The following is a 19,742-nucleotide window of genomic DNA, read 5'->3' on the forward strand; positions in this document are numbered from 1 at the left end:
GACCGGACCGGCCCACTGTAACCACCGGGTTCGACCCGGTGGAACGGACCGGAAATTCAGGAGCGTGGTTTCCGGCGATCCTGCCGCTTCGGGCCTTCGCGGCGGGGGCCGCGGCCGATCGCCCGATGTCCGGGCGGGCCCGAATCGAGCTGCAGCTGGATCAGGATGCCGCTGATCCGAGTGCGCCGCAGTGCCTCCAGGGTTTCCGGTGGCAGGTGGGCGGGCAGTTCCACCAGGCTGTGGTCGGGCCGGATACTGATATGCCCGAAATCGCTGCGTCGCAGACCACCTTCGTTGGCGATGGCACCGACGATGGCACCGGGCACCACCCGGTGCCGTTTGCCCACGCTGATGCGATAAGTGGCCAGTTCGGCATCGGTGGTGCGCTGCCGGGAGGGCCCGCGGCGGTCGTCGAAGCCGCCTTCTTCGAATTGACGCGGCGCGCGTTCGCGGCGCGGCCGCTCCACCGGTTCCGGCTCGGGTTCGAGGAAGAAGCTCTCGCCGTCCTGCGCGGCCACCGCCAGGGCGGCGGCGATATCGGCCAGCGGGGTGTTGTGCTCCTGCTCGTAGTCCTCGATCAACTTGCGGAACAGCGCGAGATTATCGGAGCTGAGGTTCTCGGTGATGGCATCACCGAATTTCGCGACCCGCTGGGCGTTCACATCGTCGACGCTGGGCAGCTGCATCTCGGTCAGCGGATGCCGGGTCGCGCGTTCGATGGATTTGAGCAGATGTCGTTCCCGGGGGGCGACGAACAGCAGGGCCTCACCACTGCGGCCCGCACGGCCGGTGCGGCCGATCCGGTGCACATAGGACTCGGTGTCGTGCGGAATGTCGTAGTTCACGACATGCGAGATCCGGTCCACGTCCAGGCCGCGGGCCGCGACATCGGTGGCGACCAGGATGTCGAGGGTGCCCGCTTTCAGCTGGCCGATGGTGCGCTCGCGCTGGGCCTGGGCGATATCGCCGTTGATCGCCGCGGCGGAGAACCCGCGGGCACGCAGCTTCTCGGCCAGTTCCTCGGTGGCCTGTTTGGTGCGCACGAAGATGATCATCGCCTCGAAGGACTCCACCTCGAGGATCCGGGTGAGCGCGTCGAGTTTGCGCTGATGCGAGACGAGCACCCACCGCTGGGCGATATTCGTGGCGGTGCTGGTCTTGGCCTTGACCGTGATCTCGACCGGTTCACGCAGGTACTGCTTGGAGATCTTGCGGATCGCCGCGGGCATGGTCGCCGAGAACAGCGCCACCTGCTTATCGGCCGGGGTATCGGCGAGGATGCGCTCGACATCCTCCTGGAACCCCATCTTCAGCATCTCGTCGGCCTCGTCGAGCACCAGATAGCGCAGCTGCGACAGATCCAGCGTGCCCTTCTCCAGGTGATCGATGACGCGGCCGGGCGTACCCACCACGACCTGGGCGCCCCGCCGGAGACCCGACAGCTGTACGCCGTAGCTCTGACCGCCGTAGATCGGCAGTACATGGGTGTCCGGCATATGCGTCGCGTAGCGGCCGAACGCCTCGGCGACCTGGATCGCCAGTTCACGGGTCGGTGCGAGCACCAGTGCGGCCGGCTGTTTACCGGTGGGCCGGTCCTGCAGCAGCCCCATCAGAACCGGGATGGCGAAGGCCGCCGTCTTACCGGTACCGGTCTGCGCCAGACCCACCACATCCGCGCCTGCCAGCAGCGGAGGGATGGTCGCGGCCTGGATAGGGGAGGGCGATTCGTAGCCGACATCGGCGATGGCCGAAAGGATGCGGTCATCGATACCGAGATCTGCGAAGGTCGGTCCGGCGGTTTCGGGTTCGGTCTCGCCTTGGTTGTCGCCGACGCTGTCGTCGCCCTCATTGGTGCTCATTGACCAGGAGTTTACTGGTACGGCCTGGTTGTCCGGCCCACCGGGCCATACGGTGTCAGCATGAACGCCGACCCCACCGACCTTTCCGACCCGCACGACGGCGCGACGGTTCTCGCGGTCGCGCAGTTCGCACCGCATACCGATATCGATGCCAATCTCGTCGCGCTCGCCGCACAGGTGCGCGCCGCGGCAGAGCAGGGCGCGCGGATCGTGGTGGCTCCCGAGTACTCGATGTTCGCCCTCGGCCGGCTCGACGAGCGCGCCCTGGCGGTCGCGCAACCGCTCGACGGCCCGTTCGTCACGGCACTGTCCGAACTGGCCGCCGAGACCGGGGTTTACCTGGTGGCCGGGGTCGTGGAGACGGCCGCCCCCGGCGACGAACGGATCCACAACACCCTGGTGGCGCTCGGCCCCGACGGGTCGCTGCGGGCCCGCTACCGCAAGGTGCACCTCTACGACGCGTTCGGGCAGCGCGAATCGGAGGTCGTCGCCCCCGGGCCGTTGGACGATCTGGCGCTGTTCACCGCCGACGGCCTCACCTTCGGTCTGCAGACCTGTTTCGATCTACGGTTCCCGGAGGGTTTCCGCCGGTTGGCCGCGGCCGGCGCGCAGGTACTGTTGCTGCCCGCGCAGTGGATCCCCGGACCGGGCAAGGTCGATCAGTGGACCACGTTGCTCCGGGCCCGGGCCATCGAGAACACCGTCTACCTCGCTGCGGCCGACCAATGCGGTCCACGCGGTGCCGGGGCCTCCATGATCGTCGACCCCACGGGCCGGGTCCTGAGCGAACTCGCGGACGCCCCCGGTATCGCCCGCGCGGATCTGGACATCGGCCTGGTGAGCCGGGTCCGCCGCACGAATCCGAGCCTCGCCCTGCGCAGGTTCGCCGTCGAGGTGCCGGAGGCGAGTAGCGTCGACAGGTAATGCTCTACGCCGACCGTGAGACCGCCGGGCGCGCGCTGGGAAGCGAACTGACGCACCTGCGTGCGGAGCATCCGCTGGTGCTCGGACTGCCCCGCGGTGGGGTCCCGGTGGCGGCGGCGGTCCGCGAGATCATCGGCGGTGATCTGGACATACTGCTGGTCCGCAAACTGGGGGTGCCCTGGCAACCGGAACTCGCGGCGGGGGCGATCGGCGAGGAGGGTGTCCGGGTTCTGAACGCCGATGTACTGCGGCAGACCGGCCTGGACCGTGCACGGCTGGACGCGATCGAGGCAGACGAGCGTGCCGAAATGGACCGGCGCCGCACGCTGTGGCGTGGTGACCGGCCGCCGCTACCGCTGCGGGGCCGGACCGTGGTGATCGTCGACGACGGGGTGGCTACCGGCGCGACGGTCGTGGTGGCCTGCCGGGTCGCCCGCGCGCAGCAGCCCCGGCGGATCGTGGTCGCGGTGCCGGTCTCGGCGCCCGAGGCACTCGACCGGATCGGCGCCGAAGCCGACGAGGTGGTGTGCCCCCTGGCGCCCGAGACGCTGGCCGGGGTCGGCGGGGCCTACCGCGACTTCCACCAGCTCGCCGATACCGAGGTGACCGATCTGCTCCGGCCGGACGCCCGGTGAGCCGTACCGGGCGTCCAGGGCCGGAGCGAATGCGCAGGTACGCAGAGCGCGCATGGCCGGAGCGAATGCGGAGGTACGCAGAGCGCGCACGGCCGGAGCGAATGCGCAGGTACGCTCAGAGCTCCGGCTGGGCGTAGTCCGCGACCTGCGCGGTCAGTACCCGCAGATGCTCCAGCGAGCTACCGAGGGTGCGCTCGATGGCGGTGAGCCGGGCGACGTAATGGCTCACCGGGTATTCGGATGTGACGCCGATACCGCCGTGCATCTGGATCGCTTCCTGGCCGATATGCCGCGCCGACCGGCTGACCTGCAGGCGCGCTCGGGACGCGATCACCGGATCACCGGCATCGACCAGCGATGCGGTGAGGTAGTAGCTCATACTCCGGGCCAGTTCGAGCGAGACGTACATGTTCGCGGCCCGCTGGGTGAGGGTCTGGAACTTCGACAGCGTGACACCGAACTGTTTGCGGGTCTTCAGATAGTCGGTGGTCAGGCGTAGCGACTCTTCCATCGCCCCGATGGATTCCGCGCACAGTGCGGCGTGGGCTCGGGTGAGTACCTCGTTCACGGCGTTCGTGGCGTCGCCGCCGGTGCCGAGCAGTTCGGCCGGTGCGCCGTCCAGAACCACCTGGGCACCGCGCAGGCCGTCGACCGTCGCGTATGCGGTGCGATCGACCCCGGTGGCGTCGGCGGCGACCAGGAACAGGCCCAGGTCGCCGTCGGGCAGGGTCGCGCTGACCACCAGATCGTCGGCGCAGTCACCGTGCGGTACCGGATTCTTGGTTCCGGTGAGGGTGTAAGCCTCGCCCTGGGCGGTGGCCGCGGTGGCGACGGCGTGATCGGGCCAGCGGGAGCCGGGCTCGCCGTGTGCGAAGGCCAGCAGTTTCGTCCCCGCGGCGACCTCGGGCAGGATGCGCTGGCGCTGGTCGGGGGTACCGACCGCGCTGATCAGGCCGCCCGGGACCAGGACCGCGTCGAGCAGCGGTTCCGGCGCCAGCCGGCGGCCGATCTCCTCGAGTACCAGCATGGTCTCCACCGGGCCGGCCTCCATTCCGCCGTCTTTCTCGGCGAAGCTCAGCCCGAGCACGCCGAGTTCGGCGAGCTGACCCCAGACCTTGCGGCTCCAGCCGAGATCGGTGCCGATGGCCGCGAGCCGGGATTCGGGGTTGTAGTGGCGGTTGAGCAGGTCACGCACCGTGTCACGGAGTAGGGCCTGTTCATCGGTGAGATCGAAATCCATTACCTGACCTCACAATCCGAGGATCGAGGAGGCGATGATGGTGCGCTGCACCTCGCTGGAACCTCCGTAGATGGTTGTCTTGCGGTAGTTGAGATAGCTCGGGCCGGTGCGCTGCGCCCATTCCGGCGAAGCGATGTCCCCGGCGTGTACCGGCAGGGCGTCGGGGCCGGCGATATCCAGCAGCAATTCGGTGGCGGCCTGCTGTAGTTCCGAGCCGCGCATCTTCAGCACCGACGAGGCGGGGTTCGGCTTGCCTTCGGTGGAGTTCGACACCACGCGCAACTGGGTGAGTTCGAGCGCGAGCAGTTCGTTTTCCAGTTCCGCGATCCGCGCCGCGAAGAGCGGGTCTTCCAGCAGTGTGCCGGAACCGGACCTGGTGGCGGCCGCGTACTCCTTGGCCACCCCGATCCGCACCTTGGTGCGACCGACCCCGGTGATGCCGGTGCGCTCGTTGCCGAGCAGGAACTTGGCGTAGGTCCAGCCCATGTTCTCCTCACCGACCAGTTGATCGGCCGCAACCCGGACGTTTTCGAAGAAGACCTCGTTGACTTCGTAACCGCCGTCGATCAGTTTGATCGGCCGGATGGTGACACCGGGTGATTTCACGTCGAAGAGCAGGAACGAGATACCGGCCTGTTTCTTCGGGGCGGTCGGGTCGGTGCGGACCAGGCAGAAGATCCAGTCCGCCCACTGGGCGAGGGTGGTCCAGATCTTCTGGCCGTTGACGATGTAGGAATCACCGTCGCGCACGGCGGTGGTGCGCAGCGAAGCCAGGTCCGAGCCCGCGTCGGGTTCGGAGAAGCCCTGGCACCACCAGATGTCCAGGTCGGCGGTGGGCGGCAGGAAACGCTTCTTCAGTTCCTCGGAGCCGAACTGTGCGATGACCGGGCCGACCATGGTGGCGTTGAAGGTCAGCGGGTCCGGCACGCTGGCCAGCTGCATCTCGTCCTGCCATAGATGCCGCTGCATCGGGGTCCAGTCCTTGCCGCCCCACTCCACCGGCCAGTTCGGTACGGCCAGGCCGTGCTCGTTGAGCGCCCGGTGTGATGCCACGACGTCCTCGCGGGAGAGTTCGTGACCGTATTTCACACGTTCCCGGATCTCGGCCGGGATGGCGGTGGTGTAGATCTTCCGCAGCTCGTCACGGAAGGTGACCTCGTCGGGAGACAGAGTTAATTTCATACACATCTCCAAGTATGTCTCGATTGTCCCGCATAGAATTTACACCCCTGAGCAATACTGCCGTGTCGAGTGCATCACATGTAGCGGGGCCGCAGGGTCGATCGCGGCGGACGAGAGCGGAGTGTGACCGGGCGGCGACCTGAGCGGCCTGGTACTTTGCTGCGGTGGGCGGGGGGTCGCCGGCCGAATCCGGCACCATCGCCCGGATCGGATGTAGGGAGTCAGCAGTGCACAACAAAATCATTGCGCGCACCGCGGCCACGGCAGCCGCGATCGGCATCAGCGCAACGCTCGCCTTCACCCCGGCGGCGGCCGCGCCCGCACCCACCCCGGCGGAAGCGGCGATCCAGGCGCTCACCGAGCGAATCGCCGGCCAGCCCGAGAACCGCGCCGGCGTGGACGCGCTGGCGCGTTACGCCGGTTACGTCGCGGCCGACCCCATCAGCGCCGTCGGCCTCTACACGCCCTTCGCCTACGCGGCGCCGACCTTCGGCTGCGGTAGCAACGGCCCGATCACCACCATCGTCGCGGCCGGTACCGCCAACGGCCCCAGCGCCAACATCATGGGCGAACCCGGCACGCTGACGTTCCACGCCACCCCCGGGCACTCGGGTATCCCGCAGGCCTCGGGTCTGGTGGTCGCCTGGATCAATATCAACAACGGTCGCAGCGGTCTCGACATGCTCGACGACCAGACCGAATTCGGCACCCCGTCGCTGTCCAGGACCGTGCGGAGCGGTCCGGGAACCGTCCTGGCCTCCATGTGGGGCACCATCGACTATCCGGGCGCGCTCTGTGTGATGACGCCCACGGTCGGCATGTTCCCGGTACCCGAGGCGCCGGTCCCCGCCCCCGCGCCGGCGCCGCAATCCGCGCCGGCCGCCCCGCCCGCGGAACCCGGCGCTCCGGCCCCCGCACCTGCGCCTGCGCCGAACCCGGCGCCCGCACCCGCTCCGGCTTGATCCGGTCGGCCGAGCCGAACCTGTTCGCCCCGGCCCGGCCGAGGCACGAGGGCCGGGAAACGTAGCGCCCCCATGGCCGCGATTCTTTGTCAGAATCCCGGCCATGGGTTTCTTCGAGGGCGCCAGTGGCCGCCTGCACTATCGGTACCGGCCGGTCGAGGAGGCCACGATGGGCCTCGTACTGCTACCCGGCACCGGTCAGCACAGTGGGCATTATCACGAATTCGCCCGGCGCTCGAACCACGCCGGTATCGCCGTCTGGATGCTGGACTGGGCGGGGCAGGGTCTCAGTGAAGGGGATCCCGCGGCGCCTCCCGTACTGTCCGATCTCGTCGCCGGCGCGGCCGGACTCTTCGCTGTTGCCCGCGCGGAAGAGCCGCGGCTCCCGCTTACGCTGATGGGCCATTCGCTGGGGGCACTCACCGCTCTCGCGGTACTGGGCGCCACCCCGACCGCCCTGGATCCTGCGCTCGCGGCGAATCCGGCAGTACCGGCGGACCGATTCGCCGGGCTGGTGCTGTGCGGTACTCCGTCGCGCGCGCTCGACGATCGATCCGGTTCCCCCGCGCGGCAGTTGCCACCTGTACTGGCAGTTCACGGAGTGGACGACCGGCGGACGCCGATCGACCCGGTCCGTGCCTGGGCACGGCGGTGCGACTCCGCGGAACTGCGCGAATACGCCGATGCCGGGCACGATCTGCTGCACGAGCGCGTGCGCACCCGGGTGACGGCGGATATCGTGCAGTGGACACAGGAGATCGTCGCGGGGCCGGTGCGACGGCCGTGAAATCCGCTGTGTGACAGCGGAGCAGGAAGGGGGAACCGATGGAGCCGAACGCGATCACCACGCTCGATTCGGCCGTCGAAGACGGGCAGCTGTGGATCGACGGGGTGCTGGTGGCCGAGGGGGCACCGGAGCGGTGCGCACTGCGCTACGAACAACTCGCCGACCAGGTGGACGCCCAGATCGAAACTCTCACCGCGGCGGTATCCCTGCCCGGTTTCGGGGGATTCGACTCGGGTGCGGCGTTGCGCACCGGGTTCGAGGGCAAGGCCACCGATGCGATCGCGGCGCTGCGCCGCTACTCCGGCTCGGCCCGGCAACTCGCACACACCTTCCGCACCGCCGCGGCGGCCTATCGGGAGGCCGATACCGATATGGCCGCGGCACTGGGCGCCGCGGCCGAGCGGACGGGGGTCGCCGATGCGTGAACTACCCCGCGCCGGGGCACGCGGTGTCCACTATCGCGTCGACCCCGAGTACGCCCCCACCGTGGAAGTGTTCGACAACCTCACCCATCAGCAGATCCATGCCGGGGTGGCCGCGCTGAACCCGTCGGTGCTCCAGACCGGCGGCCAGGCCTGGCAGGGTGCGGCGACCGGCCTCACCGACGCGGTGGCACAGGCGCATACCGAGATCCGCGGCGCCATCGCCGACGGCTGGCGCGGGTCGGCGGCGGGTCTGGCCATGGCGGCGGTGCGCGATTTCGAGGCCGCCGGACGCCACCTCGCCGACGTCCTCGCCACGGTCGGCCAGCGGCTGGGCCGGGCGGGTGATGCGGCGGAAACCCTGCGTGCCGCGGTCTCCGAACCCGCCGGCGCCGAGCCGGATCTCGCGGCGGCCCTGCTGGATCCGCACGCCGCCACCGGCAATATCGCGGTACAGCGGCAGGCCGACGACGATCGCGCCGAGGTGGTCCGGGTGATGGACAGTGTCTACACCGGGGCCTTCATCCCCACCGGCGCTCAGGTGCCGGCATTCCCGGAGCTACCGGATTCGGTACTCGGCAGCGAGGTCCCGTCCACGACCGTCGCGGCGGCGACCGTGGACTCCGGCCCGGAAAGCGCAGTAGGACAGCGACCTTCGTCCGCTCCGGCCGTGGCCACGACCGCGGTGGACGGAAAGCCCGAGGTATCCCGGCCCGGCGCGGCGGACCCGATCGAACCGGCCCGACGAGTGGTCGCATTCGCCCCGGTCGCGTCCGGTACCCCGGTTACCGCACCGGACGGTGTGCCGGCGGAAACCACGACCGCGGCTACCGCGCAGCCGGTCGGTGCGCACGCCGCCGCATCCGCCCCGGCTCCGGCCGGGGCCGGGACCGCCTCGACGACGGCCGCGTCGGCGGCCGGCGTCCCCCTGTTCGCTGCTCCGGTCCGGCCGGCCGGGTCGAATGCCGACCAGGAAAGGTCCCGGGACGAGCAGCAGCGCCAGTCGGGCGGCGAGGCGGTCACCGGGATGGGCGCGGGGGCGATCGGCGGCATGATGGGCGGCGCCATGGCGGCCGATTCCGTTCGTTCGAGCGCACCGGTCGCACCGCGTACCGAGCGGACCGATGCGGCCGAGGACGATCTCCATTTCAGCGACGAGGACCTCACCTACCTGGAACCGGGCGAACCGGCCGGGCAGTTGATCGGTGCACTGGAACCCACCACCCCGCCGGTTCTGGGTGAGTGGACCGAAGCGGAGTGAACTGGATCCTGACCCCGGACCAGTTCGCCCTGGCTTGGGAGCGGACCGTCGGCGACCGCATTCCCTACCCGCTGGCGGTTCGGCTGTCGGCCCGCGATTCCGCCGAGCGGGCCGCGCAGCTGCCCGCCCTGCGGCAGTGGTGTGACAGCACCCTCGACGCCGATCTGGAGGCCGCATTGCGGGTTCTCGCGGCTCCCGAGGTGAGCGTGGCGGCCTTCGGCCAGGATGGTGCCGGTGCCCCGGCCGTCCGGGTGCTCGGCGCCTCGGCCGCCCGGATCGGAGTGGTCGCCACTCAGCGTCCGGGTCCGTATCCCGATCGAGGCGGGGAACTACGGATCACCGCGGGCACCTCGAGTTCCCTTCCGGTGCGGGTGATCGCCGCTCTACCGGCCGCGCCCGCCGGCGCCGGCGAACGGTTGCGCGCCCCGCGGGCCGAGGTCGCCGAGGACGGGCGGGACCGGGTCACTGTTCCGGTGTCCGGGCCTGGGGTACCGAGCCGTATCCGCAAGAGGCTCAAGCAGTCGCGTGACGGGATCGGCCAGATCGTGGTGTGGGTGCACCGCGTCACGGGTGCGGCACCCTTCGGGGTGCTGTGCTGGGTGGATATCGCCGACGACGGCCGCTACGCGATCCATACCGGTAAGGATGTCGAGATCGCGGCGGTGGGTGCCGAGGGGTTCACCAACGCGCTGCGGCCGATGGTCGCCGCTGCCCAGCGGTCTGTCGCCTACGCCGAGCGCTGAAGATCCGTCGCCCGCATCGGCCTTCGCCCCGGTCCCGGTGATCAGTTACCGAGCGGGCGGGTGACGGTCGGGGTGGGGACCGCGGGGCTCGGTGGTCCCTCGGTGGTGTCCGGTGCGGTCGTCTCCGTGGTCGGTGCAGCCGCGCGGGGCGCGTCCGGGAGCCGGGCGGGCGTGGGCTCTGCCGAGGAGGTCTCCGCAGTTTCGGTTTCCGGTGGCTTCTGCTCGTCTGCCACTGCGGGAGGTTCGGTTGCCGGAGGTTCGGCGGCAGGGGGCGCGGCTGCCGGTGGCGCGGCTGCCGGTGGCGCGGGTGCCGGTGGCTCGGCCGGGGCCGGGACGATCGCTTCGGAGGTCGAAGCCGGTGCGGGGAGGGGGGATTCGGTGTACGCCGGTTCGATCGGTGGGCTCGGCAGTGAAGCGGTGGTCCAGCTCGGCTCGGCGGAGGCGGACGGTTCGGGGGTGGTCGACAGGGTGACCGGGCGGGTGGTTTCGCCGGTGCCGGGCTCCGCGCCGGGCCCGGCGGAAGCGGTGACCGAGATCTGATACTCCGGCGGAAGCGTGCGCCGGGGTGGCGGTTCGGGGGCCATCCGCCAGCTCGGTGACGGGGGTATCAGGACTTTCGCGACGCTCGTGGCGGGATCGCCGGTGTACTGCGCCGGTTCGGCGGCCTGTGGCCCCGAGTGGATCGGCGGCGGCGGTACGTAGGTGTCCTCTTGGCCGATCCCGCACGCGCCGATGAGCACCAGCCCGAGGGAAACGGCCCCGGCGGCCGCCAGTGGCCCAGCGACCTTCGTTTTGCTCTCCATCGGTGACGCTCCTGTGATATGTCAGTGGCCCAACCTTAATTGAGCGTGCCCATGAGAACTAGTCCCGCATGGGCGGATCGCCCTGGTTACCGCGTGTAGAAAAGTGGCGGCGGGGTACGTTTCAGGTATCGAATTGATATCAGCCGCGTGTCACGGGCTTGTGTCACGTAACAATCTTCGGGTTGTGGTCGTAGCGTATGTTGCTGAAGTGACGCATGAGACACCGGATTTTCTCGGTGATGATGCATCGAAGTGGTAGGCGCGAAACGATTTACGGATCGGCGCCATCGAGGAGTAGATGATGGGAGACCAGACCACCACCGACCTGCCGGACGTGGCGGAGGAGCCCGCCGTGGCGGCGGCCCCGGAGCCGGCGGCGGATCTCGTATCGGGTGGTGCGGGTACGACCGTGGGCAGAGTGCTGGGCTGGCTGGTTTTCGCCGGCGGACTGGGCGCCGCGGCTTTCGGTATCGGGACCCTCCATGTGGTGATCAGTGTGATCGGTCTCATCCTGGCGTGTACCGCGGGGTTGACGCTGCTCAAGTTGCGGGCCGACGCGCCCGGGCCCGAACCCGAGGCGGGTATCGCCGGCTGAGCCGGCGCGCACTCGGGCCCTCCGCTCCCGGAACCTCGATCGGGCGCGGTCGCGTGGGCTTCGGCGACCCGTTCCGCGCACTGAGTGGGACACGTGTCCGATCACTTTTTCGGACAGTTGATCATCCGATTCGCTGCGGCTTTCCGGGGAAGTTACCCGTCGGTCGATCGTTTGCCGGACTCCGGGTTCGCCGGTACTTTGGGCGCCGGTCGGAACGGATGAGAAAGAAGAGTAGAACATGATCGAAGCCGGGTCCGCGGCCCTGAATCTGGCGAATGTCGTCACCTCCATCGCCGCCAACGTGACCTATCTGCTGCAGGCCTGGGGAGTTCTCTGAGTGTTTGCCGACACTGTGGCGGCGTGCCCTGCGGGTACGCCGCCACAGTGCGTCCGGGCCCATTATCGGTTGCCGACAACCCTTGCCGACGCTGAGCCGGGCGCGTGAGGCACTGCCCGGCACCGCCGCGGACCGATAACGTATGCGGCATCGCGCATTGCCGCATAACCGCCCGAGAGGAGACGCTGTGCCCCAGCAGGTTCGAGGTGTGATCGCCCGTAGTTCCGGCGCCCCGGTCGAATTGGTCCCGATCGTCATCCCCGATCCCGGACCACGGGATGTGGTGGTGACGATCCAGGCGTGTGGGGTTTGCCATACCGATCTGACCTATCGCGAGGGCGGAATCAACGACGAGTTCCCCTTCCTGCTCGGTCACGAGGCCGCGGGTGTGGTGGAGACAGTGGGCTCGGCGGTCACCCATGTCGAGCCGGGCGATTTCGTGATCTTGAACTGGCGCGCGGTCTGCGGTCGGTGCCGCGCGTGTAAGCGCGGCCGCCCCTGGTACTGCTTCGACACCTTCAACGCGAGTGTGCCGATGACGCTCGAGGACGGCACCGAACTCACCCCGGCGCTCGGTATCGGCGCTTTCGCCGACAAGACCCTGGTCCACGAGGGCCAGTGCACCAAGGTCGACCCGGAGACCGACCCGGCGGTGGCCGGGCTGCTCGGCTGCGGCGTGATGGCGGGCCTGGGCGCGGCGGTGAACACCGGAAATGTCGGCCGCGGGGATTCGGTGGCGGTACTCGGCTGCGGAGGAGTCGGTGACGCCGCGATCGCCGGCGCCCGGCTGGCCGGCGCGGGCACCATCATCGCGGTGGATACCGACGCCCGGAAACTCGACTGGGCGCGCGAACTCGGCGCGACCCACACCGTCGACGCGTCCGGCACCGACGTAGTCACCGCGATCCAGGATCTCACCGAGGGATTCGGCGCCGATGTGGTGATCGACGCGGTGGGCCGCCCGGAGACCTGGAAGCAGGCTTTCTACGCGCGTGACCTGGCCGGCACTGTAGTGCTGGTCGGGGTGCCGACTCCCGATATGACACTCGAGATGCCGCTCATCGATTTCTTCAGCCGTGGTGGTTCGCTGAAATCATCCTGGTACGGGGACTGCCTGCCGGAACGGGATTTCCCGATGTTGATCGACCTGTACCGGCAGGGGCGGTTGCCGCTGGACAAGTTCGTGACCGAACGAATCGGGCTGGACGCGGTGGAACAGGCCTTCCACACCATGCACGGCGGGCAGGTCCTGCGCTCGGTGGTCGTGCTGTGACCGCCCGGGTCGAACGGATCGTCACCGAGGGGCAGTTCTGCCTCGACGGGGGCTGCTGGGACGTGGCGAACAATATCTGGCTCGTCGGCGACGACAGCGAAGTGCTGATCATCGATGCCGCGCACGCCGCGCAGCCGATACTCGAGGCGGTGGCCGGACGCCGGGTGACCGCCGTCGTGTGCACGCACGCGCACAACGATCACGTCACTGTGGCGCCCACGCTGTCGGCGGCGACGGGTGCGCCGATCTTCCTGCATCCCGACGACGATGTGCTCTGGCAGCAAACCCATCCCGGCGTCGAGTACCGCCGGATCGCCGACGGCGAGGTGTTCCGGGTCGGTGGTGCGGAACTGCGGATACTGCACACTCCGGGGCATTCACCGGGATCGTGCTGCCTGTACTTCGCCGAGAGTGCCGAAGTGTTCAGCGGCGATACGTTGTTCGAGGGTGGGCCCGGCGCGACCGGCCGGTCCTATTCCGACTATCCGACCATTCTCGCCTCCATCAACGAGCGGCTGTTCGCACTACCGGACCAGACCGTGGTGCACACCGGGCACGGACCCGACACCACCATCGGCGCCGAGCGGGCCAATGTGCCCGCACAAGCCTGAAGCAGTCGCGGGGTGCCGGTCGTGGAAACGCCGGTGCCCGAGGGGCAGGTCGTCACGGTGGTCCGCCCGGACCGGGCCGGACCACCGGAACCCTCAGGGCATGCGGGGGACCAGTACGAACACCGGGATCCGGCGTTCGGTCCACGACTGGTAGTTGTCGAAATCCGCGTACAGTTCGAGCAGTTTCGGCCACAGCCGGTCGCGTTCGGCATCGTCGGCGAGGCGGGCCCGTACCGGGATCCGGTCCTTACCGATCTGCACGGTGGTATCCGGCTGCGCGACGAGATTGTGGTACCACTGCGGGTTCTTCGGCAGCCCGCCCTGCGAAGCGACCACGATGATGTTCGTGTCGTCACGCAGGAACAGCAGCGGGGCCGTGAACTGCTTGCCGGATTTGCGGCCGATATGGTCGAGCAACAGTGTGGGCACCGGTTTGCGCAGGCCCGCCCCGACTCGCCAGGTGCCGCCGAGCCGTCCCCCGGTTTTCCGGTAGGCCCAGGTGTTGACCTTGGACATGTACTTGACAACAGTCGGCACGAAGGACGAATCGAGTTGCTTGGGACGCTTGTTCATAGTTCTTCGAAGCTTCTTTCCCGATGCTCAGCGCAGGATCAACAGCGCGGATTTCTCGATGAGATCGGCGATATCGGCGTAGGAGGCATAGCCCATACCGGCCCGGACCAGGGCGCCCGCGTAGACCAGCTCCAGCGAGACCACCACCTCGGGATCCGGATCGGGACCCAGCGCCCGCTCGATCCGGGTCCGGATCTCCAGGCCGATCCGGGCGCGCAGATGTGCCACATCTGGGTCGCGGCCGAGCAGGGCACTGGTGACGGCGCCGGAAACCTCCTGGTCGTCGGCGACCAGCATGGCGATCGCCCGCAGTTCGGCCACCACCCGGACGGTCGGATCGGGGTCCTCGCTGACCGGTGAATCCGCCGCCACCAACCGCCGCCAGAAGATCTCGGCGACCAGATGTTCCTTCGACGAGAAGTAGGTGTACGCGGTGGCTGTGCCGACACCGGCGGCGGCGGCGACCATCCGGATGGTCATTCCCGCGAACCCCTCGCGTGTCAGCACCTCCACCGCTGCCTTCGTCAGTTTGTCGACCGTATCGGCCTGTTTCGCGGACAGGCGTCGACGGGTCGCTTCGACGACGAGGGGTTCACCTTCGGACATGTGTCTGAATGTACCGTTTCAATTCTTCGCGGCCGCAATCCCGGCCCTGCGACCGTAGAAACTGCCGTCGCCCAGCGAGGTCCCGCTGGCGTAGCCACCCGCGCAGACTCCGGAGGTGCAACGCCCCGCGGCGAACAGTCCGGGGATGGGCTCACCGCTCACATGCAGCACCCGTGAATCCAGATCCGTGCGCAGACCACCCAGGGTGAATCCCGCGGTGAACCCGCGCATATCGAAGGCCGCGAACGGGCCCTCCAGCGGTTGGGTCCACTCCGGCTTCTTACCCAGCAGCGGATCCTTACCGTCCACCGCGTGCTTGTTGTACAGCTCGACGGTGCTCTGGAGGGCGAGTTCGGGCAGGCCCATATCGGATTCGAGTTCGGTGATGGTCTCCGCGGCCCAGGTCGGCGGCTGCCGGAAGAACGGGGTGGAGGTCTCGGTGGTCAGCGATTCCTCGTAGGCGGCCTCGCCGATGATCAGATATGCCTGGTTCTCCTGGTGGAACAGGGTCATCTGACCGATCCGGCCCGGATAGGTGTCCTCCGGGACATAACGCTGGCCGCGTCCGTTGACCAGGATGCCGCGCGCCATCATCTGCGGATCGCCGAAGAACGCGACCTCGGTGGCGTCCATATGGGCCAGATCGGCGCCGAGGGCCTGCGCCACCCGAATGGCGATACCGTCGTGTTCCTCGATGGCGGCGCCCGGGCGGCCGATGAGCCGGGGCGCGAACCCCTCGATCATCCGGTCGTGGTAGGCGAAACTGCCCGTTGCCAGAACCACTCCGCGTTCGGCACGGATCGTCAACTCTTTGCCGTACTGCTTGGCGACCACACCGACCACGCGGTCGCCGTCGACGACGAGCCGCTGGATCCGAATATCGTATTCCGCTGTGACACCTAGCTTCTCGGCGGTTTCGGCGAGCGGTTTCATCAGCATGTAGCCGCCGCCCTTGGAACCTGTCCGCTTATTGCTCATCTGCGGGACGTGCCCGCGCGGCGCCGGATCAGCGACGGTGTTGAAAGGTGCGGCGTTCTCGCCGCCGGAATACATCAGACCCTCGTCGTGCGGGGGCTCCCAGCCGGGCTCTCCCCAGAACTCCGCCTTGAAGGGCACCCCGTTGGCGACCAGCCATTCGTAGTGCTCGACACTGCCCCGGCAGTAGTCGGCGATCTTGGCCTCGTCCGCACCGGGACCCAGCGCGGTGAGCATGAACTTCTCCATGTTCGCCGGGCTGTCCTCGAAACCGAGCGCCTTCTGCAAGGGGGTCCCGCCGCCGAGGTAGATGAACCCCCCGGCCAGCGCCGCCGCGCCGCCCCAGCCACTGGTGCGTTCCAGGATCAGTACTTCCGAGCCCGCCCGCGCGGCCTCGATGGCGGCGCAGACTCCGGCGATCCCGTAACCGGCGACCACCACATCGGCGGTCCGGTCCCAGGTTCCGACCTCGGCGGCGGGAAGGGGGCGGAGAGGGGTGGGGTCGGCCATTATTCGTCATCCTTACTATCGTTTCGCGCCGCGGCTGCCGTGGCGGTGACGTCCTGCCGCCCGGTGATGGTGACATGTTCCGGCCCGCCGGAAGCGGAAGGCTCCCGCTCAGCGGCTGCCACACTGTCCCGCTCAGCGGCTGCCGCACTGTCCCGCTCAGCGGTTGTGCCGGCCTCCTGGTCGGCGGGTGTGCCATTTTCCCGGGTGGCCGCGACCGCACCCCGGCCGACACCCAGGCCGTCGCCCAATCGCGTCAGTGCCAGTGCGGCCAGGGGAAGTTCGGCGCCCACCCGGCCGCCGAGATCCAGGGCAAGGGCCAGATCCTTCTCACCGAGTTCACGCACATGGGTGAGGATCGACAGCCAGAAGTCGCCCTCGTCGATCGGGGCTGTCGTATCGCGCAGCATGATCGAACCCGCCCCGCCGGTCACCGCGTCGGAATGGCGGACCACCTTGCCCAGCACGGTGATATCGAGCCCGGCGGCCTCGGCCAGCCGCTGTGCCTCGGTGGCGGCCGTGAAGGAGATGAAATGCAACAGGTTACGCGCGAGCTTCATCCGGGTACCGGCTCCGATTTCGCCCGCGTGCACGACCATATCGGCGAAACAACCGAAGGGCTCGCGCACCGCGTCGACCGCCTCGTCGCTGCCGCCGATCATCACTGCCAGCCGTCCGCTGTCCGCGCCCGCCGCGCCGCCGCTGACCGGTGCGTCGATCAGATCCACGCCGTGTTCGGCGCAGAGCCCGGCGAATTCGACAGCCGATTCGTCACCGATGGTGGAGTGCACGGCCACCACGGTGCCGGGGGCGGCGGTGCTGAGTACGCCGTTCTCCCCGGTCAGTACGGAGCGGACCTGCTGATCGTTGACGACCGCGATGCTGATGATCCCGCATTTCGCGGCCACTTCGGCCGCTGTCCCGGCCGCTTCCGCGCCGGCGGAGGTGAACGGTTCGAGCGCTTCGGCGCGGGTATCGCAGACAGTGAGCCCACCGCGCCAGTCCAGCAGCTTCTTCGCCATCGGCGCGCCCATCGACCCCAGGCCGATGAAACCCACCCGCGTGCCGGCGCCGGAGTCGGCGCTCATCAGCGGATCACCTGACCGCCGTCGACGCAGAAGATCTGCCCGGTGACCCAGGAGGCGTCGTCGGAGAGCAGGTAGAGCAAGGCACCGGCCATATCATCGGGCGTGCCCATCCGCTTGAGCGGCAACCGGTTCACCATGTCCTCGACCATGCTCTGTGGGGTGGTGGTTTTGGTGGCCTCGGTATCGGTGGGGCCGGGGGCGATCGCGTTGACCCGGATATTCGATCCACCGAGTTCGGTGGCGAGCTGCTGGGTGAGGCCGTTGATACCGACCTTGGCCAGACCGTAGAAACCGGAGTACACCCAGGCCGCCGTGGAGGACTGGTTGACGATCGAACCGCCGCCGTTCGCGGCCATGTTCTCCCAGACCGCGCGGGTCATCACCAGCGCGCCGTCCAGGTTCACCGACATGAACTTCTTGTAGTAATCCCAGGGCACGGTGAGCAGCAGATCGAGCTTCATCCCGCCGTAGATGGCGGCGTTGTTGACCAGATGATCGATCTTGCCGTACTTCTCGACTGTGAAATCGGCCAGCGCCTTCGCCGAATCGGGGTCCGAGACGTCGACGGTATGGAAGGCTGCGGTACCGCCGTCGGCCACGATCTTCTCGGCGACGGCCGTACCGCCCTCCTCGTTCAGATCCGCGACGACGACCGACGCGCCCTCGGCGGCCAGCGCCTGCGCGTAGACCTCGCCGATACCGCGGGCGGCGCCGGTGACAATGGCGGTCCTGCCGGTGAAACGAGCCATGGGTTGAGCTCCTCGCTGTTCGGGAAAGATTGTTTGTCGGGAAAGGGTTTTCGCGCTGTCGGGTGGTACATATCCCCGCTGCGCTGTACGGAGTTCGCGCCGGCTGTGCAGGCACCCGATGCGCTTCCGCCGGCCTACTGCGCGGTGGCGACGAGTTTGGTCTCCAGGTACTCCTCGAACCCCGCGACGCCCATCTCGCGGCCGATACCGGACTGTTTGTAGCCCCCGAACGGCGCGTCGGCGCTGTACCACATACCGCCGTTGACGCCGAGCGTGCCGGTGCGCACCCGGTCGGTGACCCGGCGGATGCGCTCGGGGTCCTTACCCCAGACCGCGCCGGACAGGCCGTACGGGGAATCGTTGGCGATCCGGATGGCGTCGTCGTCGCCGTCGTAGGGCAGGACCACCAGGACGGGACCGAATATCTCCTCCTGGGCGGCCTTGGCGCTGTTGTCCAGATCGGCGATAACCGTGGGTTCGACGTAGAACCCACGGTCGTGTTCGGCCGGGCGGCCGCCGCCGGCCACGATCCGGCCGCCGTCGGCGCGGGCGCTGTCGATATAGCCGAGCACCCGGGTGCGCTGGCGGTCGGAGATGACCGGACCGCAGACGGTGCCGGGATTCGTGGGATCGCCGGGGCGGATACTGCTCATCGTCTTGGCGGCGGCCTCGAGCGCCTCGTCGTACTTGTTGCGCGGTACGAGCAGGCGGGTCGACAGGGCGCAGCCCTGACCGGCGTGTACACACAGCGAGAACCCGGCGTAGCCGACCGCGGTGGCGAGGTCGGCATCGTCGAGCACGATGAAGGCCGACTTCCCGCCGAGTTCGAGGAAGGTCTTCTTGAGATTGGCGGCGGCCGAGGCCATCACGGCGCGACCGGTATTGGTGGACCCGGTGAAGCTGATCAGATCGACCCGCGGATCAGCCGAGAGCTGCGCACCCAGGTTGTGGTCGGAGGAAGTGACGATATTGACCACACCGGGCGGGATATCGGTTTCCTCGGTGATGATCGACGCCAGGGCCGCCGCGCACCACGGAGTGTCGGGGGCAGGCTTCAGGACGATGGTGTTGCCGGCGGCCAGTGCCGGGCCCAGTTTCGCGAAGTTGATCTGGTGCGGGAAGTTCCACGGGGTGATCGCGCCGACCACACCGATCGCTTCGCGCCGCAGTGCTCGGTGGGTGCTGATGCCCATCGGCGCGGCCACGCCGAGTTCGGTTTCCCATTCATAGTTCGCGGCCAGCCGGGTAGCGAAGCTCAGATCCTCGACGGGCCCCTCGAGCTGCGGCCCGCTGGTGAACATGATCGGCGCGCCTACTTCGGCGACGGTGATCTCGCGTAGTTCCTCGGCGTGCGCCTTCAGCCGCGCCTGCAACTGCTCCAGGCAGTGCACCCGGAAGGCATGGTCGCGGGACCAGTCGGTCTCGTCGAAGGCGATGCGGGCGGCGGCGATCGCGGCGTTCATATCGGCCGCGTCCGCGTCGGCAGCCGTGCCGATGATCTCTTCGGTCGCCGGGTTCACATTCTCGAACACGCCGTTGCCGCCGGGCATGAGGCTGCCGCCGATCAGCAGTCGAGAACTGTCGCCGGGCAGAAGACTGTTCATGGAAGA

19 protein-coding genes and 1 pseudogene are annotated in these 19,742 nt (G+C 68.6%); 10 read left to right on the forward strand and 10 right to left on the reverse strand.

The window, feature by feature from the left end:
- Positions 1-56 precede the first annotated feature (56 nt).
- Complete coding sequence (locus OG405_RS01820; protein WP_327149905.1) at positions 57-1,859, reverse strand: DEAD/DEAH box helicase; 1,803 nt, start codon at positions 1,857-1,859, stop codon at positions 57-59.
- A 60-nt stretch (positions 1,860-1,919) separates the two neighbouring features.
- Between OG405_RS01820 and OG405_RS01825 the strand changes: the two genes are divergently transcribed.
- On the forward strand, positions 1,920-2,783 hold the full coding sequence (locus OG405_RS01825; protein ID WP_327149906.1) for a carbon-nitrogen hydrolase family protein: 864 nt from the start codon (positions 1,920-1,922) through the stop codon (positions 2,781-2,783).
- A complete protein-coding gene (locus OG405_RS01830) occupies positions 2,783-3,418 on the forward strand; it encodes a phosphoribosyltransferase (RefSeq protein ID WP_327149907.1) in 636 nt (211 codons plus the stop codon). The genes OG405_RS01825 and OG405_RS01830 overlap by 1 nt, the downstream gene beginning before the upstream one ends.
- A gap of 115 nt (positions 3,419-3,533) precedes the next feature.
- Here the strand turns inward: OG405_RS01830 and OG405_RS01835 are convergent, their stop codons facing one another.
- Together OG405_RS01835 and OG405_RS01840 are read right to left on the reverse strand one after the other, a co-directional pair.
- A complete protein-coding gene (locus OG405_RS01835; protein ID WP_327149908.1) occupies positions 3,534-4,658 on the reverse strand; it encodes an acyl-CoA dehydrogenase family protein in 1,125 nt (374 codons plus the stop codon).
- A 9-nt stretch (positions 4,659-4,667) separates the two neighbouring features.
- Positions 4,668-5,840: an acyl-CoA dehydrogenase family protein gene (locus OG405_RS01840; protein WP_327149909.1), complete on the reverse strand. Its 1,173-nt coding sequence runs from the start codon at positions 5,838-5,840 to the stop codon at positions 4,668-4,670.
- A 227-nt stretch (positions 5,841-6,067) separates the two neighbouring features.
- Here OG405_RS01840 and OG405_RS01845 point away from each other — a divergent pair, with 227 nt between their 5' ends.
- The 5 genes from OG405_RS01845 (at position 6,068) to OG405_RS01865 (ending at position 10,015) form a co-directional block, all read left to right on the forward strand.
- A complete protein-coding gene (locus OG405_RS01845; RefSeq protein ID WP_327149910.1) occupies positions 6,068-6,802 on the forward strand; it encodes a hypothetical protein in 735 nt (244 codons plus the stop codon).
- A gap of 103 nt (positions 6,803-6,905) precedes the next feature.
- Entirely contained in the window at positions 6,906-7,589 is a 684-nt protein-coding gene (locus tag OG405_RS01850; RefSeq protein ID WP_327149911.1) for an alpha/beta hydrolase, read from the forward strand.
- 38 nt (positions 7,590-7,627) lie between these two features.
- Complete coding sequence (locus OG405_RS01855) at positions 7,628-8,014, forward strand: hypothetical protein (RefSeq protein WP_327149912.1); 387 nt, start codon at positions 7,628-7,630, stop codon at positions 8,012-8,014.
- Complete coding sequence (locus tag OG405_RS01860) at positions 8,007-9,272, forward strand: PPE domain-containing protein (RefSeq protein WP_327149913.1); 1,266 nt, start codon at positions 8,007-8,009, stop codon at positions 9,270-9,272. Before OG405_RS01855 ends, OG405_RS01860 begins: the two co-directional genes overlap by 8 nt.
- Positions 9,269-10,015 carry an ESX secretion-associated protein EspG gene (locus OG405_RS01865; RefSeq protein ID WP_327149914.1) on the forward strand — a complete coding sequence of 249 codons (747 nt, stop codon included), beginning with the start codon at positions 9,269-9,271 and terminating at the stop codon, positions 10,013-10,015. The genes OG405_RS01860 and OG405_RS01865 overlap by 4 nt, the downstream gene beginning before the upstream one ends.
- A 41-nt stretch (positions 10,016-10,056) precedes the next feature.
- Here OG405_RS01865 and OG405_RS01870 read toward each other — a convergent pair whose 3' ends face one another.
- Positions 10,057-10,818, reverse strand: coding sequence for a hypothetical protein (locus tag OG405_RS01870; RefSeq protein WP_327149915.1), 762 nt, complete (start codon positions 10,816-10,818; stop codon positions 10,057-10,059).
- Positions 10,819-11,116: 298 nt separating this feature from the next.
- Between OG405_RS01870 and OG405_RS01875 the strand changes: the two genes are divergently transcribed.
- The 3 genes from OG405_RS01875 (at position 11,117) to OG405_RS01885 (ending at position 13,634) form a co-directional block, all read left to right on the forward strand.
- The gene (locus tag OG405_RS01875) at positions 11,117-11,413 is read left to right on the forward strand and encodes a hypothetical protein (RefSeq protein ID WP_327149916.1); all 297 of its coding nucleotides are present in this window, start codon (positions 11,117-11,119) and stop codon (positions 11,411-11,413) included.
- 524 nt (positions 11,414-11,937) lie between these two features.
- On the forward strand, positions 11,938-13,023 hold the full coding sequence (locus OG405_RS01880) for an S-(hydroxymethyl)mycothiol dehydrogenase (RefSeq protein WP_327149917.1): 1,086 nt from the start codon (positions 11,938-11,940) through the stop codon (positions 13,021-13,023).
- The gene (locus OG405_RS01885; RefSeq protein WP_327149918.1) at positions 13,020-13,634 is read left to right on the forward strand and encodes an MBL fold metallo-hydrolase; all 615 of its coding nucleotides are present in this window, start codon (positions 13,020-13,022) and stop codon (positions 13,632-13,634) included. The genes OG405_RS01880 and OG405_RS01885 overlap by 4 nt, the downstream gene beginning before the upstream one ends.
- A gap of 93 nt (positions 13,635-13,727) precedes the next feature.
- Here the strand turns inward: OG405_RS01885 and OG405_RS01890 are convergent, their stop codons facing one another.
- From OG405_RS01890 to OG405_RS01915, 6 genes and pseudogenes are all read right to left on the reverse strand, one after another.
- The gene (locus OG405_RS01890; protein WP_327149919.1) at positions 13,728-14,207 is read right to left on the reverse strand and encodes a nitroreductase family deazaflavin-dependent oxidoreductase; all 480 of its coding nucleotides are present in this window, start codon (positions 14,205-14,207) and stop codon (positions 13,728-13,730) included.
- 27 nt (positions 14,208-14,234) lie between these two features.
- Entirely contained in the window at positions 14,235-14,813 is a 579-nt protein-coding gene (locus OG405_RS01895) for a TetR/AcrR family transcriptional regulator (protein ID WP_327149920.1), read from the reverse strand.
- An 18-nt stretch (positions 14,814-14,831) separates the two neighbouring features.
- On the reverse strand, positions 14,832-16,298 hold the full coding sequence (locus tag OG405_RS01900) for an FAD-dependent oxidoreductase (RefSeq protein WP_327149921.1): 1,467 nt from the start codon (positions 16,296-16,298) through the stop codon (positions 14,832-14,834).
- 200 nt (positions 16,299-16,498) lie between these two features.
- Positions 16,499-17,383: pseudogene (locus tag OG405_RS01905) on the reverse strand (NAD(P)-dependent oxidoreductase); the annotation flags it as partial.
- Positions 17,383-18,132 carry an SDR family oxidoreductase gene (locus OG405_RS01910; RefSeq protein ID WP_327149922.1) on the reverse strand — a complete coding sequence of 250 codons (750 nt, stop codon included), beginning with the start codon at positions 18,130-18,132 and terminating at the stop codon, positions 17,383-17,385. The pseudogene OG405_RS01905 and the gene OG405_RS01910, both read right to left, overlap by 1 nt.
- A 134-nt stretch (positions 18,133-18,266) precedes the next feature.
- Complete coding sequence (locus OG405_RS01915; protein ID WP_327149923.1) at positions 18,267-19,736, reverse strand: aldehyde dehydrogenase; 1,470 nt, start codon at positions 19,734-19,736, stop codon at positions 18,267-18,269.
- Positions 19,737-19,742 lie beyond the last annotated feature (6 nt).

It is taken from the genome of Nocardia sp. NBC_01329 (assembly GCF_035956715.1).
GTDB lineage: Bacteria > Actinomycetota > Actinomycetes > Mycobacteriales > Mycobacteriaceae > Nocardia.